Source organism: Paraburkholderia fungorum, assembly GCF_003610895.1.
Taxonomy (GTDB): domain Bacteria; phylum Pseudomonadota; class Gammaproteobacteria; order Burkholderiales; family Burkholderiaceae; genus Paraburkholderia; species Paraburkholderia fungorum_B.
The window spans coordinates 90,465-105,239 of the sequence record NZ_MCAS01000006.1 but is presented as its reverse complement, the minus strand read 5'-3'; the positions used below and the strand labels follow the sequence as shown (position 1 = coordinate 105,239).

Below are 14,775 nucleotides of genomic sequence, written 5' to 3'. Positions count from 1 at the left end.
AAAATAGCGCGGCGAGTGGCCGCGCTACGTTCAGCGACGCTTTGGACGCCTTCTCAAATGCCCTCGGGTCACCCCGCGGGCGGTCCGGCTAATCAGTCTCAGGGACGGGGTTCGACGATCCACGCGCCGTTGCGCTCGACCAACACGCGGTCGCAGGCGAATTCGTCCAGATCGTGCTCGTGACCCGGCAACGCCTGGATCACGACTTCGCCGGCATCGCGCAGTGCGGCGACACTCGCGCGCAGCGCGTCGTCGTGCTGCCACGGCGCGAGAATCGCGCTGCTGCGGGCCTCGACGGGCGAAATACGGGCAACCTCGCGCAGATCGAGCGAGAAGCCGGTAGCCGCGCGGGCGCGACCGTAGGCCTGGCCGACGTGGTCGTAACGGCCGCCACGCGCAACTGCATTCGGCACGCCGTCGACATACGCCGAGAACATCACGCCGCTGTGGTACGCGTAGCCGCGCAAATCGGCGAGATCGATCATGACTTCGGCGCCGTCCACCTGGCTCGCGAGGAACGCGAGGTCGTCGAGCGCGCGGGCAATAGCCGGTGCGTTCGGCAAGCGGGCGCGGGCTTCGTCGAGTACCGAGGCGTCGCCGTAGAGCGTGGGCAGCGAGCGCAATGCGTCACGCGTCACCGGCGTGAGATTGGCGGTCAGCTCGACGAGGCGCGGCACGTCCTTGCCCGCCAGCGCATCGTAGAGCGATTGACCCAGCTCGGCCGCAGCAGGCTCCGCTTCGATCAGCGCGGCGAGTACACCTGCATGGCACAAATCGAGCCGCACTTTCGCGAGGCCGGCCAGACGCAGCGCGTCGAGCATCAACTGCTGGATTTCCAGATCCGCTTCAAGACCGGCGTGACCGTAGATTTCGGCGCCGATCTGGATCTGCTCGCGCGTGGCATGCAGGCCACGTGGACGCGTATGCGCGACGTTGCCGGCATAGCAAAGGCGCGTCACGCCCTGCCGATTCAGCAGGTGCGCATCAATACGCGCGACCTGCGGCGTAATGTCGGCGCGCAGACCGAGCGTGCGCCCGGACATCTGATCGACGAGCTTGAATGTACGCAGGTTCAGATCGTGACCGCCGCCGGTGAGCAGCGACTCGATGTACTCGAGCAGCGGCGGCATGACCATTTCGTAGCCGTACGAACGGAAACGGTCCAGCAGACGGCGCCGCAATTCTTCAATCTTGCGGGCTTCCGACGGCAGCACGTCGGCAATATTCTCGGGAAGTAACCAGGTCGACATCGATACAGTCCTACGACGTTGAACACGGCGGCTGGGTGCGCCGGTAAGTGAGTGTGAATGGCGGGCAACAGCTTTATTTTGGCGGCTGTAGCGGGCACGAGGGCGGCTCGTCGCAGTCCCTCAGCCGGCCTTCATCCGCGCCGGAGCGCTCGTTAAGGCAACGCTCTTGCCACGCTGCTCCGGCAGCGCATATCGCTAATGCAACGGTACGCTGCACAGCGTACCGTGCAAGCGCCCCATCAGGTCACGATGAACAGCAGGATCAACCCGAGCACCATCACGAGCAGCCCGCCGACGCGAATCTGATGCGGGGGCCGCTCCGCAATCTTGCGGAACGTATCGCGCCAGGCGCTCGGAAAAACGAAGGGAAACATCCCTTCGATAATCAGCATCAATGCGATCGCGAGCAGTAACGAGCCGGCTATGTCCATGCGAATGAAGGGCCGCGATGCGGATGCCGCGGCGTTCCGGTTATCAGTGTTTGCGCGGTGCCGCGGAAGCGTCCGGGGCGGCGCCACCGGTCGGGCTACGCATGAAGCGGAAGAACTCGCTGCTCGGGTCGACCACGATCACGTCGCCTGGCTTGAAGGTGTTCCTGTACGCCTGCATGCTTTGATAAAACTGGTAGAACTGCGGGTCGCTGCCGTATGCCGCGGCCGCGATTTCCGCTGCCTTGGCGTCGCCCTCGCCCTTGATGGTCTGCGCCTGACGATAGCCGTCCGCGAGAATCGCCTGTTGCTGCCCGACGGCGTCCGCCTTGATCTGGTCGGCCTCGGCCGTACCCTTCGCGCGTTCGTCGGCTGCCAGTTGCTCGCGCGCGGCGATCATCCGCTTGTAGACCGAGTCGGCCATCGCTGCCGGAAAGTCGACGCGCGTGAGCTGCACGTCGAGCACCGAAACGCCCAGCGATGCGGCGGCCTTGTCCATCGCGCCACGGGCTTCGTCGGCAACGGCTTGTTGCTTCGCCAGCGCGTCGGTCAGCGTGACCTTGGCGAACGCGTCGCCGAGTGCGCCACGCGAGAGCAGCGCGAGGCGATCCGACAGGCTTTGCACATCGCCCTTGGTTTCGGCGAGCAGCTTCAGCGGGTCGGTCACGCGGTATTTGATGACCGGGTTGGCCAGCAGATCGGTTTTGTCCGACGTGACGTAGCGATCTTCATCCGGCGCGTCGAGCGACTGGATGCGGTTATCGACCAGCGTGACCGTTTGCAACGGCGGCGGCAGCTTCACGTGAAGACCCGGGCCCAGCAAGACGGGCGCGGTGTCGCCATGCGAGGACAGCACGGCCATATGCCGCTGGTCGACCACGAATACCATCGACGACGCGGCAAACAGCACGATGACTAAGGCAACGACGAGCGCAATGATCTTGTTCATGGTGTGCGCTCCTTATTGAACGTCGTCTTCACGCATACGGCTGCGGAAGGAGTCGCGCGAACGGAGTGCGTCGCTGCTGGCTGCAGCCTGGCTGGCAGGCGTCGCGACCGCGGCGGGTGTGGAAGCAGCGGCAGAAGGCGCGGCTACGGATGGTGCAGCGGTGCCTGTGCCTTGCGGGGCGGAGGCACCCGCCGCAGCTGCAGCGCCGGAAGCGGCCGCTGCAGCGTCGGCAACGCGCTGACGCGTCTGCTCGACCAGCTTGTCGAGCGGCAGATACAGCACGTTGTTGCCGCTCTTGCTGTCCACAAACACCTTGGTCGTATTCGAATAGATGTGCTGCATGGTTTCCAGGTACATACGCTCGCGAATCACCGCAGGCGCTTTCGAGTACTGCGCGTAGACCTGCTTGAAGCGTTCAGCGTCGCCTTGCGCCTGAGCCACGGTCTTGTCGCTATACGTTTTCGCTTCGTCGACCTGACGCGCGACGTCGGCCTGGGCGCGCGGCAGCAGTTCGGCCGCGTAGGCCTGCGCCTCGCGTTTGGCGCGCTCGTTGTCCTGACGCACCTTGGCGGCATCGTCGAAAGCGGCCTGCACCTGGTCGGGCACCTGCACGCCCTGAATCGTGACGCCCGTCACGGTGAGACCGGACTGGTATTCATCCAGGGATTGCTGAATCGACGCTGTCAGTTGCTGGCGAATTGCTTCGCGGTCCTGATAGAGGATGTCGTTGGTGCTGCGCGCGCCGACGATGCTGCGCACCGCCGCCTGGGCGGCCTGCATGACGCTCTGATCGGGATCGACGCTGCGGAAAAGATAATCGGTCGGCTTGCTCACCTGGTACTGCACGGCAAAACGCACGTCGACGATATCGGCGTCGTGCGTGAGCATCGACGCGTCTTTCACGTTGGCAAGACGCACCACGTTGTTACGGCCAATCTCCACCTGGCGGATCTGGCCGATATTGACGAGCTCATGCGCTTCGAACGGATACGGCAGGCGCCAATGCACGCCCTGTCCCGCCGTATAGCGATACTTGCCGAACTGCATCACGACGCCGGCCTGACCATCCTGCACGACGAACACACCGCTGCCGAGATAGATCGCGATCAACACGCCGATCACAATGCCCACGCCGATACGCGCACCGCGACCGTTGTCCGGGCGGCCACCGCCACCCGCACCGCCGCCCTTGCGGCCAAACACCCGGCTCAAACGGCGGTTGAAATCGCGCCACATCTCGTCGAGATCGGGCGGCCCTTCACCATCCTTGGTCGGTGGACGTTTGGGTTCGTTGGGCCGTTGGCGCTCGCCATTGCCGTCGCCCCGGCCCCAGCGCGGATCGTTCAGTGAAAGCATGGCGCGCATGCGCAGCCAGATACTCCGCTCGTTGTAATCGTTCACCTGTGTTCGTTCACCAGAGTAGACAGCGGGTCAGTGCAATTGGAGCGGGTCAGTGCCCGAGTTCTGGGACCTTACGGTCCTCGCGCGGTGCCGCCGACCGGTCTTCTTCCGACAGATCGACCAGCGTATCGGAGAGAGGTTCGGCAGTAGCGATTTCAGCGATGGCAGCGCGCAATGTATCCAGCCCTTGCCCCGTGCGCGCGCTCAAAAAGACGCGCGAAATATTACCATACTCATCCCGCTCGACCGTGTCGCCACGCGCCGCCAGCTCCGGTACGGCGTCGATCTTGTTGAAGACCAGCACCTGACGGATCGTGTCCGCACCGATTGCGTGCAACACCTCGTTCACCTGGTCGATCTGATCGAGGCGTACGGCGCTCGACGCGTCGACCACATGCAGCAGGAGATCGGCGTGAATGGTTTCCTCGAGCGTGGCGCGGAAAGCCGCCACCAGTTGGTGAGGCAATTCGCGAATGAAACCGACCGTGTCCGACACCACCACCTGGCCGGCCTCGTCGCCCAGATAGACGCGGCGCGACGTGGTATCCAGCGTGGCGAACAGCTGGTCGGCGGCGTACGCCTGGGCCTTTGTCAGCGCATTGAAAAGCGTCGACTTGCCCGCGTTCGTATAGCCGACGAGCGACACGGACATGGTCTGATTACGGCTGCGCGCGCGGCGCTGCGTGCCGTGCTGACGGCGCAGTTTCTCGAGCCGCGTCTTGAGCGCCTTGATGCGCTCGCCGATCAAACGGCGGTCGGTTTCGAGCTGCGTTTCGCCTGGGCCGCGCAAGCCGATACCGCCTTTCTGGCGTTCAAGGTGGGTCCATGCGCGGATTAGCCGCGTCGATAGATACTGCAATTGCGCGAGCTCCACCTGCAACTTGCCTTCGTGGCTGCGGGCGCGCTGCGCAAAAATATCGAGGATGAGGCTCGTGCGATCAATCACGCGGCGATTAAGCGCCTGCTCCAGATTGCGCTGCTGCGCAGGGGCGAGAGCGTGATTGAAAATGACGAGCTCGATGTCGTTCGCCTCACAGGCAAGACGCAGTTCTTCGGCCTTGCCGCTGCCGACGAACATCTTGGCATCGGGACTGGACCGGCGCCCCGTGAGGGTGACTAAGGGGTTCGCGCCCGCGCTTTGCGCGAGCAGGCTGAGTTCTTCCAGACTGGCTTCGAAATCGATCTTACCGAAGTCGATGCCGACAAGCGCTGCATTGATCAAATTGGACGGTATCAAAATGAGGCGGCCGGGAGTTATCGCCAACGGGCGACGCTACGCCGGCCGCGACGGGGGTTAGGACTGTTCGGAATCCGGGTGGAAATTCACCGGACGGGCAGGCACGACAGTCGAAATGGCGTGCTTGTAAACCATCTGGGTGACCGTATTCCGGAGCAACACGACGTACTGGTCGAACGATTCGATGTTCCCTTGAAGCTTGATGCCGTTGACCAAGTAGATCGACACCGGCACATGCTCTTTACGCAGTGCGTTCAAAAACGGGTCTTGTAACAATTGCCCTTTGTTGCTCATAGCAAACTCCGTATTTTTTTGCAGGTTGACTGAATTGACGACGAAGGAAAAAGGGATCCGTCGCCAACCGCTACACTATAGCCGATTTTCATTTCTGCGCGAGCAGGCGGCCCTCGCGGCCAAACCCAGCACGCACGCGGGTTTCAGCCTGGATTTCAGCCTTTGTCCGCGTAAGGGTTCGTCGACGATCTGAACTCTATGCGCAATGGAGTCCCTGTCAGCTTGAAAGTTTCCCTGAAGCGGTTTTCGAGGTAGCGTTTGTACGTTTCGGTGATCGCATCGAGCGCATTTCCGTGAATCACGATGATCGGCGGATTCTGTCCGCCCTGGTGCGCGTAACGCAGTTTCGGGCGCACCGGACCGCGTCGGCGCGGTTGCTGGAACTCCACCGCCTCGATCAGCGCGCGCGTCAGCTTGGGCGTCGGCAGCTTGGTCATGGCAGCCTTGTAGGCGTCGTCGACCGAGCGCATCAGCGGGCCGATTCCGGTCTGTTCCGCAGCGGAAATGAAGTGGAATTTGGCGAAGTCGAGAAATTTTAGTTTGCGCTCGATGTCCGCCTTGGTGCGGTCGCGCACATGCGGATCGAGGCCGTCCCATTTGTTCACGCCCACCACCAGCGCGCGCCCCTGCTCGACCACGAAGCCGGCAATGTGCGCGTCCTGCTCCGAGATGTCCTGACGCGCATCGAGCAACAGGATCACGACGTTCGCATCCGAAATCGCCTGCAGCGTTTTCACCACCGAGAATTTCTCGATCGCTTCGAACACCTTGCCGCGGCGGCGCAACCCGGCTGTGTCGATCAGCGTGTACGGCTTGCCCTGACGTTCGAAGTCGACGTAGATCGAATCGCGCGTGGTGCCCGGCATGTCGAACGCGATCACGCGCTCCTCACCCACCAGCGCATTGATCAAGGTCGACTTGCCGACGTTCGGCCGGCCCACGATCGCAATCTTCACGCCGTGCGCCTTCTTCTCCTCGTCGCTCTCTTCCGGCTGCCCGGCGTACGCGACGCCGAGTGCCTCGTTGATCATTTCAGTGACGCCGTCGCCGTGCGCCGCGGAAATCGCGCGCGGGTCGCCAAGACCGAGTTCGTAGAAGTCGGCCGCCACCGTGCTGTACTTCATCCCCTCCGCCTTGTTGACGACGAGGAAGATCGGCCGGCCGACCTTACGCAGGTAGTCGGCGATCGTCTTGTCTTGCGGTGCGAGACCGTTGCGGCCGTCGACGATAAACACGACGATGTCCGATTCTTCGACCGCCTGGCGGGTTTGACGCGCCATCTCGTGCAAGATGCCGTCTTTCGCGACCGGCTCGAAACCGCCGGTATCGACGACCAGATACGGCCGGTCGCCGGCGCGACCTTCGCCATAGTGGCGATCGCGGGTGAGACCGGGCAGGTCGGCAACCAGCGCGTCACGCGTACGCGTGAGACGGTTGAATAGCGTGGATTTCCCCACATTGGGGCGCCCAACCAGGGCAATAACGGGTTTCATCAGATGTTGTTCACGGTGAAACGCGGGATCGAAATCGACCGCCCGCGTAGCGACGCCATGCGGCCGCTACACGGCAGCGTTTGACGAAAATTATCACGAATTCGGCCAGTCCCGGATGTGCTGCAAATATGCGCACCCGGGCGGACGAGAGTTTGGCTGTATGGGGCGGCGCCAATGGGCCGCCAGGTTCAGTCTTTCTTGCTCAACGGCTCGCACGCCAGTTCGGTACGATTCTCAGCGATGCCGTCGAAGGTGGCGCCGCAAGCAGCCACCGATGGCCACATGGGCCGTTTCTGATCCGACTTGCCGGACCAGCCAGTCCGGCGGAATTCTTCTAGTTAAGCTGCTGCACCACAAAAACGCGTGCGGCCGGCAAAGCCGGCCTGCACGCCTCACTACTTATTTGCCTGCGCGATTAACGCGGGCGGTAGCCGTACAGGTCGCCGTCGTGCGTTTGCACGACCAGCGTTTCACCGGCCAGCACCGGCGCCGCGGTAATCGCGCTGCCGTCGGTCTTCATACGGGCCACGAGCGTGCCGTCGTCGCGCGACAGGAAGTGCACGTAACCCTGATAGTCGCCCAGCACAGCCGCGTGACCCAGGATGAACGGGACGCTGAGGTCACGGTTCTTCAGCTTGTCGTTCTTCCACAGCGGCGCGCCGTTGGTGGCGTCGAATGCCGACACCACCGACCAGTCGTCGGCCGCCACCACGGCGCGGTCGTCCTGCGCCAGGCCGCTCGTGCTCGAGAACGCCTTTTCCCACAGCGCGCGGCCAGAGTTTGCGTCGAAGCAGCCAATCTGGCCCTGGAACGTCACGGCACAGGTTTGCGAGCCGACCAGGGTGGGCGGACCGGTCACGTCATTGATACGCTCCACCTCCGTCACGCCCTTCGGATACGACACCGGCGTCTGCCAGTAGTTGTCGCCGGTCTGCAGATTGATCGCGGCGAACGCGCCGCCCGGGAAACCTGCCAGAACAGCCGCGTCACCCGCGAACGTCATACCCGACGAGACGCGCAGGTTGAGCGGCACCGCGCGGTTACGGTAGTTCCACTTCTGCTCACCGGTTTGCGCATTGAAGGCAACGATCTGACCGTCGACCGTGCGCACCACCACGAGGCCGTTGCCGACCAGCGGCGGCGAGATGATTTCGCCGGGCGCCTTGGCAGTCCACAATTGCTTGCCGTCAGCACCGAGCACGTAGACGTCGCCCTTCAGGCCGCCAACCGCTGTGAGCGTGCCGTCGCTGCCGACACCTGCCGAGAGGTCGTCATGCAGCTTGACGCGCCAGACGTCCTGGCCGGTTTGCGCATCGATCTTCGCAACCGAGCCGTTCGCGCCGGCCGCGTACACCGCGTTGCCGACCGCGACTGGAGCGAACAGGTAACGCCCCGCCTTGCCCACGCTGGCCTTCCACGCCTGCTGCACGTCGAGCACGGGTTTGAACTCGGTGAGCGGCGTCGGCACGCGGCGCTCGTCTTTCGTGGATGAGCAAGCCGCCATGGTGAGGACGGTCATCGCACAGGCAACGGGCACAGCGTAACGTTTCAGCAGATTCATCGGTGGACGAAGCATTCAGGAAATTAATTAAAGGAGACCGGTTGGTCGTTACATGCGGCGCGCTGCATGCGGCGATTAGCCGCCCAGCGCGTCCAGCTTGAACTGAATCAACTGGCGAGCCGAGCTATCGTTTTTCGACAGCGAATCAAGCGCGAGCTTATAGGCCGCGCGTGCATCGTCACGCTTACCTTGTGCAGCGAGCAGGTCACCGCGGCCATTCGCCACAATGCCCTTGAACGCGTCGGATTGCGGTTCGGCGAGCAGTGCGAGGCCCTGGTCGTAAGCCTTGTCGTCGAGCAGCAGCGAAGCCAGACGCAGCTTGGCAATCTGCTTGAACTCGTCGTCTTTGGCGTGATCGATGGTCCATTGCAACTGCGCTTTCGCGGCGGCTTCGTCACCCGCGGCGTACAGCGCCTTGGCTGCGCCCAGCGCGGTCATCTGCGCATACGCGGTGCCGCTGAACTTGTCTTCCATATCGGTGGCGACGCGCGTGATCTTCGCCTTGTCACCCGATGCCACCGCTTGCTGCACCTGGTCGTACAGCACCGCGGCTTCCGCCGCCTGACGCCGCTGCCAGAAATTCCAGCCGTTCCAGCCGGCTGCGGCAACCAATGCCACCAGCACGATCCACGTGGTGGCATTGCCCCACTGCGTCCACCATGCCTTCAGACTTTCAATCGATTCTTGTTCGTCGTGGTAACTCATCGCCCGGCGATTTCCTCATTCTGGATACGTGTATGTGTCGAGCCTGATTGGCACTCAACCGGCTCGACGACATCGCGATCAGTCGTCGCCGTCTTCGGCGGTTGCAACCATCGCATTGATTAGAAATTCGGTCAAGTCTTCGGCGGGCACGTTATGTTGCTCGTTTTTACCGCCGTTAGAACTTGTATCACGGAGCGGTTTGACGCCGACCGTGCCGTTGGCGATCTCATCTTCGCCAAGCACCACCGCAAAGGCCGCACCGCTTGCGTCGGCGCGCTTCATCTGCGACTTGAAGCTCGCCGTCTGACCATCCGCGCTGCAATGCAGGATCACGTCGAGACCCGTATCGCGCAAACGCTCGGCGATGATAAAGGCCTGCTCACGTGCCGCGTCGCCCTGATGGACCACGTACACATCGCAACCTTCGTCTTCCGGCACGAGTTGCTCTTCTTTCAGCAACTCGAGGATACGCTCGACACCCATTGCCCAACCGCACGCGCCCGTCGGCTTGCCGCCGAGCTGTTCGATCAGCGGATCGTAACGGCCGCCGGCCGCCACGGTACCTTGCGCGCCGAGTTTGTCCGTCACCCATTCGAACACGGTCAGATTGTAATAATCGAGACCGCGCACGAGACGCGGATTGATCGTGAACGGAATGTTGTTCGCCTTCAGAATGCGCTGCAGGCCTTCGAAATGCGCGCGCGATTCTTCGCCGAGAAAATCGATCAGCTTGGGCGCGTTCTGCGCGACTTCCTGCATCGCCGGATTTTTCGTGTCGAGCACACGCAACGGGTTCGTGTACAGGCGGCGCTTGGCTTCTTCGTCGAGCACGTCCATGTGCTTTTCGAGGTATGCGATCAACTCGACGCGATGTGCCGCCCGCTCTTCTGCGAGACCCAGCGAATTGAGTTCGAGCTTGATGCCGATCAAGCCGAGGTCGTCCCACAAACGCTGGCACATCATGATGATTTCAGCGTCGGCGTCCGGGCCGGCGAAGCCCAATGCTTCGACGCCGACCTGGTGAAACTGCCGGTAGCGGCCGCGCTGCGGACGCTCGTGACGGAACATCGGACCGATGTACCACAGACGCTTCGGACCGTCGTACAGCATGTTGTGCTCGATCGTCGCGCGCACGACAGCCGCGGTGTTTTCCGGGCGCATCGTCAGATTTTCGCCGTTCAACGCGTCGGTGAAGCTGTACATTTCTTTCTCGACGATATCGGTCACTTCGCCGATCCCGCGCTTGAACAACTGCGTGTGCTCGATGATCGGGGTACGAATATTCTGGTATCCGTACGAACGCAGCATCGACTTGACGGTTGCTTCAAAAAATTCCCACAGCCCGGCTTCCTGCGGAAGGATGTCGTTCATGCCCTTCACGCCGGACAGCTTTTCGAGCTTTTTCTTCTGTTCAGTCATCTGTCTTCGATTGACGGTATTTAGTTGAGTGCTTCAGCGCGGCCATAGCGGCGCTCGACGTAGTCACTCACGATTTGCTGGAATTCTTGCGCGATATTATCGCCACGCAGCGTCTTGACCTTCTCGCCGTCGACGAACACCGGCGCAGCCGGATTTTCGCCAGAACCCGGCAAGCTGATGCCGATATTCGCCTGCTTCGATTCGCCCGGACCGTTGACGATACAGCCCATCACCGCCACGTGCATCTTTTCGACGCCAGGATACTGATCGCGCCACACCGGCATCTGCGTGCGCAGATAGGTCTGGATTTGCGAGGCCAGTTCCTGGAATAGCGTGCTGGTGGTACGGCCGCAGCCCGGGCAGGCGATCACCATCGGCGTGAACGAGCGCAGACCCATGGTCTGCAGAATTTCCTGGCCGACGATCACTTCGCCGGTGCGCGGGCCACCCGGCTCCGGCGTCAGCGAGATGCGGATCGTGTCGCCGATGCCTTGCTGCAGCAACACCGACAACGCAGCGGTCGACGCCACGATGCCCTTCGAACCCATGCCAGCTTCGGTCAGGCCAAGATGAAGCGCGAATTCGCAACGGCGGGCGAGTTCACGGTACACCGCGATCAGATCCTGCACGCCGCTGACCTTGCACGACAGAATGATCTTGTTGCGCGGCAAGCCAATTTCGACAGCGCGCTCGGCCGACCCGATCGCCGACTGGATCAAAGCCTCGTACATCACGCTCTGCGCTTCCCACGGCGTGGAACGCGCAGCATTTTCGTCCATCATCTTCGCGAGCAGGTCCTGGTCGAGGCTGCCCCAGTTGACGCCGATCCGCACCGGCTTGTCGTACTTCACCGCCGCTTCGATCATCTGCGCGAACTGCGTGTCGCGCTTCGCGCCGTGGCCGACATTGCCCGGATTGATCCGGTACTTCGACAACGACTCTGCGCACGCGGGGTAATCGCGCAACAGCAAATGGCCGTTGTAATGAAAATCGCCGACGAGCGGCACCGACACGCCCATGCGGTCGAGCTGCTCGCGAACCGCCGGCACGGCTGCCGCGGCTTCCGGCGTGTTGACCGTGATACGAACCAGCTCCGAACCGGCTTGGGCAAGTTCCTTGATCTGGATCGCCGTGCCGATCGCGTCCGCGGTGTCGGTGTTCGTCATCGACTGGACACGCACGGGCGCATCGCCGCCGATGGTGACAAGCTGGCCGCCCCAACGGACGTCGACCGCGTGCGACCTGCGCCGCTCAGCGTGGCCGCCGAACACCGGCTCGTTTGAAACGATCTTGCTACTGGATTGGGATTGAGCTTCGGATTGCATCGAAAAACCCATTTACGCCGCATGCACCACACAAAAAACGTGGCGCCTGAATTGAAAAAGCGTCGCGACCCGGTTGGCCGCGACGCATACCGTATCTATATCAAGGCAACGCAAAGCGCGCCACGTTGCCCTTGGCTGCTGAATATTTCGACGGATCGACTGGCTGGCCGTCGAGCGTAAGCGACTCGAGACCCGCCTTGTTGCCGACCGTAACCTTGAACGGCGCCACGCCCGTCACCTCTTTCGTATCGCCTGCGTGCACGAGGCCGGAGAATACTTCCTTGCCGTCCTTGCCGCGCACACTAAACCAACTGTCCTGAGTCACACGCAACGCGACGATCGCCTCACCCGCTGCAGGCGTTGCCGCCGCGTCCGATGCGCCTGTCGTGGCGACCACCGGCGCGCTCGCGCCAGGCGCCGCAGCCGGGACCTGCGAACCGGCCTTCGGCGCAACGGCTGCCGCCGTAACAGCCGGCGCGGATGACGGCGCCGTGCCGGTTGCCAGCGGCGCGGGCATCGGCGTGGCCGACGCTGCGTTATCCGCCGCGATGGCCTGCGTGTCCGGCGCGGAAGCAGCCTCATCCGTTGCCGCGTCGGAGCCGGCCGTCTGAGCTTGAGCCACCGCGCCCGATGCGCCGGTCGCGCCACCCGTTGCGCCGTTGGCGCTCGCCTTCAACCTTGCAAGCCACGCCGACGAATCGCCGCCGTTGGTATGCCACATGCCGAGCGCGATCACCGCAACGATGACCGCCGCAATGCCCCATAGCCACGAGCGGCTTTTCTGCCCGCTGCCGCCGAGCGACAACGATACACGGCCGCGCGGCAAATCCTTGCCGGACGACGCCGGCATCGACAGATCCGGTGCAGGCACGCCCTTCTCGCGACGCAAAGCCTGCGTGAACGGCGTGGGATCGGCACCAAGCATCTTTGCATAGCTGCGCACCACGCCAAGCGCGAAGGTAGTGTCCGGCAAGTGGCTGATGTCACCCGATTCGAGCGCACGCAACTTGATGACGGAGACCTTCAGACGCGCCGACACGTCTTCGATCGTCCAGCCCTTCGATTCACGCAATTGGGTCAAGCGCGCGCCCACCGCTGCCAATGAGTCAAAGCTCGCCGAGCCCGACTGCGTAACAGGCTGCACCACCGCCCGAGCGACCGGCGCCGGATGGCCTTCATTTCCGTCTGTGTCCTGCGGCTGCGGGTGCTGCGGCTCACTCATCCCAAATCCTTTCGCGTCGATTCTTTTTCACTTGTGCAACCCGGACGGGCCAAAGCCTCACGCCCGAATCGCAGACCGTTTATAACAAAATGCGCGGCCTTGTGTGCCGCTTCCGATCGCTTCTGCAAACTTTCTTTTCAATCGCGGATGGCGCGAAGGGGTTTTGCGCGCCCGGATCACTTTCCGCCGAACGCCGCGCCCTGCCGCCTTACGCGATTACACGGCGCGAACCTCGATCACCTTCGCTGCCCTCCCGGTGCGCTCAGCAAGGCGCGTGCGGTCTTTCACCGCACCGGCCAACTGACCGCAGGCAGCGTCGATATCATCGCCGCGTGTCTTACGCACTGTGGTGACGACGCCCGCGTCCATCAACACTTGTGCAAACCGCTTGATCTGTTCCGGCTTCGAGCGGATGAGGCCCGACTCGGGAAACGGATTGAACGGAATCAGGTTGAACTTGCACGGTACGTCACGCGTAACGGCCAGCAATTCACGTGCTTGTGCTTCGCTGTCGTTCACGCCGTCGAGCATGCAATATTCGAAAGTAATGAAATCTCGCGGCGCAACCTTCAGATAGCGCTGGCAAGCGGCCATCAGTTCGCGCAGCGGGTACTTCTTGTTCAGCGGCACCAGCATGTCGCGCAGCGGGTCGCTCGGCGCATGCAACGATACCGCGAGCGCCACCGGCAGGTCCGCGCCGAGCCGGTCCATCATCGGCACCACGCCCGAGGTGGACAGCGTGACGCGCCGGCGCGACAGGCCGTAGGCGTTGTCGTCCAGCATCAGGCGCATCGCGGGCACAACCGCGTCGTAATTGAGAAGCGGCTCGCCCATGCCCATCATCACAACATTCGTGACGACGCGCTCGCCTTTGCCGTCGCCACCTGTGGCACGGCCACCGTCCGTGCCGCGCGTTGCGCGCAGCGCGAACTCGGCCATGCGCAGCTGGCCAATGATTTCGCCGGTGGTCAGATTGCGGGAGAAACCCTGTTTGCCGGTCGAACAGAAACGGCAGTTGACCGCGCACCCGGCCTGCGACGACACGCACAGCGTGCCACGCGTTTCTTCGGGAATGTAGACGGTTTCAACCGCGTTGCTGTTGCCGACGTCGATCAGCCACTTGCGTGTGCCGTCGGTCGAAATATTGTCACTGACGATGCCAGGCATCGTGATCGTGGCACGCCCTTTGAGCTTTTCGCGCAAAGACTTCGCCAGATCGGTCATGCCGTCGAAGTCGGCAGCGTTGTACTGATGAATCCAGCGCTGCAATTGCTTGGCGCGAAACGGCTTCTCGCCCAGGCTGTCGCAGTAAGCGACAAGCCCTTGGGCGTCAAGGTCGAGAAGGTTGACGGTGGGACTGCTCGTCATATCGAATCCTGCCATTTCAGTGCGAGACTGCGTTCATGCAACAAGCTGCATGAACGCAATGCCGTTCGCGCCCATTCCTGCTGCTTTACCTTACTACTTTGCCGGGCGGTTCGTGCGGATTCG

The 14,775-nt window shown here is 62.6% G+C and carries 13 protein-coding genes; all 13 read right to left on the bottom strand.

Going from position 1 to position 14,775, the window contains the following annotated elements:
- Positions 1-98: 98 nt before the first annotated feature.
- Positions 99-1,250, bottom strand: a complete 1,152-nt coding sequence (locus BCY88_RS07705; protein WP_120343675.1) for an ATP phosphoribosyltransferase regulatory subunit — start codon at positions 1,248-1,250, stop codon at positions 99-101.
- Between the two features lie 239 nt (positions 1,251-1,489).
- Positions 1,490-1,681, bottom strand: a complete 192-nt coding sequence (locus BCY88_RS07700) for a DUF2065 domain-containing protein (protein WP_120343674.1) — start codon at positions 1,679-1,681, stop codon at positions 1,490-1,492.
- Between the two features lie 43 nt (positions 1,682-1,724).
- Positions 1,725-2,627 carry a protease modulator HflC gene (hflC, locus tag BCY88_RS07695; protein ID WP_120343673.1) on the bottom strand — a complete coding sequence of 301 codons (903 nt, stop codon included), beginning with the start codon at positions 2,625-2,627 and terminating at the stop codon, positions 1,725-1,727.
- 12 nt (positions 2,628-2,639) lie between these two features.
- On the bottom strand, positions 2,640-4,028 hold the full coding sequence (gene hflK, locus BCY88_RS07690; protein ID WP_120343672.1) for an FtsH protease activity modulator HflK: 1,389 nt from the start codon (positions 4,026-4,028) through the stop codon (positions 2,640-2,642).
- 49 nt (positions 4,029-4,077) lie between these two features.
- A complete protein-coding gene (gene hflX / locus BCY88_RS07685; RefSeq protein ID WP_120343671.1) occupies positions 4,078-5,265 on the bottom strand; it encodes a GTPase HflX in 1,188 nt (395 codons plus the stop codon).
- Positions 5,266-5,322: 57 nt separating this feature from the next.
- Positions 5,323-5,559 (bottom strand): RNA chaperone Hfq, encoded by a 237-nt coding sequence (gene hfq / locus BCY88_RS07680; RefSeq protein WP_006051315.1) that lies wholly within the window; start codon positions 5,557-5,559, stop codon positions 5,323-5,325.
- 155 nt (positions 5,560-5,714) lie between these two features.
- On the bottom strand, positions 5,715-7,052 hold the full coding sequence (gene der / locus BCY88_RS07675; RefSeq protein ID WP_120343670.1) for a ribosome biogenesis GTPase Der: 1,338 nt from the start codon (positions 7,050-7,052) through the stop codon (positions 5,715-5,717).
- 415 nt (positions 7,053-7,467) lie between these two features.
- The gene (gene bamB, locus BCY88_RS07670) at positions 7,468-8,613 is read right to left on the bottom strand and encodes an outer membrane protein assembly factor BamB (protein WP_120343669.1); all 1,146 of its coding nucleotides are present in this window, start codon (positions 8,611-8,613) and stop codon (positions 7,468-7,470) included.
- Positions 8,614-8,688: 75 nt separating this feature from the next.
- Positions 8,689-9,318: a YfgM family protein gene (locus BCY88_RS07665; RefSeq protein ID WP_120343668.1), complete on the bottom strand. Its 630-nt coding sequence runs from the start codon at positions 9,316-9,318 to the stop codon at positions 8,689-8,691.
- Positions 9,319-9,396: 78 nt separating this feature from the next.
- Positions 9,397-10,737 (bottom strand): histidine--tRNA ligase, encoded by a 1,341-nt coding sequence (hisS, locus tag BCY88_RS07660; protein WP_120343667.1) that lies wholly within the window; start codon positions 10,735-10,737, stop codon positions 9,397-9,399.
- Positions 10,738-10,757: 20 nt separating this feature from the next.
- Positions 10,758-12,074 carry a flavodoxin-dependent (E)-4-hydroxy-3-methylbut-2-enyl-diphosphate synthase gene (gene ispG / locus BCY88_RS07655; protein ID WP_120343666.1) on the bottom strand — a complete coding sequence of 439 codons (1,317 nt, stop codon included), beginning with the start codon at positions 12,072-12,074 and terminating at the stop codon, positions 10,758-10,760.
- 88 nt (positions 12,075-12,162) lie between these two features.
- Complete coding sequence (locus tag BCY88_RS07650) at positions 12,163-13,284, bottom strand: helix-turn-helix domain-containing protein (protein ID WP_120343665.1); 1,122 nt, start codon at positions 13,282-13,284, stop codon at positions 12,163-12,165.
- A 216-nt stretch (positions 13,285-13,500) separates the two neighbouring features.
- Positions 13,501-14,652 carry a dual-specificity RNA methyltransferase RlmN gene (gene rlmN, locus BCY88_RS07645; protein ID WP_120343776.1) on the bottom strand — a complete coding sequence of 384 codons (1,152 nt, stop codon included), beginning with the start codon at positions 14,650-14,652 and terminating at the stop codon, positions 13,501-13,503.
- Positions 14,653-14,775 lie beyond the last annotated feature (123 nt).

What these genes read in the sequence shown, in the direction of transcription:
- BCY88_RS07705 (WP_120343675.1), bottom strand. Translation starts at nt 1,250, where the DNA reads ATGTCGACCTGGTTACTTCCCGAGAATATTGCCGACGTGCTGCCGTCG.
- BCY88_RS07700 (WP_120343674.1), bottom strand. Translation starts at nt 1,681, where the DNA reads ATGGACATAGCCGGCTCGTTACTGCTCGCGATCGCATTGATGCTGATT.
- hflC (WP_120343673.1), bottom strand. Translation starts at nt 2,627, where the DNA reads ATGAACAAGATCATTGCGCTCGTCGTTGCCTTAGTCATCGTGCTGTTT.
- hfq (WP_006051315.1), bottom strand. Translation starts at nt 5,559, where the DNA reads ATGAGCAACAAAGGGCAATTGTTACAAGACCCGTTTTTGAACGCACTG.
- der (WP_120343670.1), bottom strand. Translation starts at nt 7,052, where the DNA reads ATGAAACCCGTTATTGCCCTGGTTGGGCGCCCCAATGTGGGGAAATCC.
- bamB (WP_120343669.1), bottom strand. Translation starts at nt 8,613, where the DNA reads ATGAATCTGCTGAAACGTTACGCTGTGCCCGTTGCCTGTGCGATGACC.
- BCY88_RS07665 (WP_120343668.1), bottom strand. Translation starts at nt 9,318, where the DNA reads ATGAGTTACCACGACGAACAAGAATCGATTGAAAGTCTGAAGGCATGG.
- hisS (WP_120343667.1), bottom strand. Translation starts at nt 10,737, where the DNA reads ATGACTGAACAGAAGAAAAAGCTCGAAAAGCTGTCCGGCGTGAAGGGC.
- ispG (WP_120343666.1), bottom strand. Translation starts at nt 12,074, where the DNA reads ATGGGTTTTTCGATGCAATCCGAAGCTCAATCCCAATCCAGTAGCAAG.
- BCY88_RS07650 (WP_120343665.1), bottom strand. Translation starts at nt 13,284, where the DNA reads ATGAGTGAGCCGCAGCACCCGCAGCCGCAGGACACAGACGGAAATGAA.
- rlmN (WP_120343776.1), bottom strand. Translation starts at nt 14,652, where the DNA reads ATGACGAGCAGTCCCACCGTCAACCTTCTCGACCTTGACGCCCAAGGG.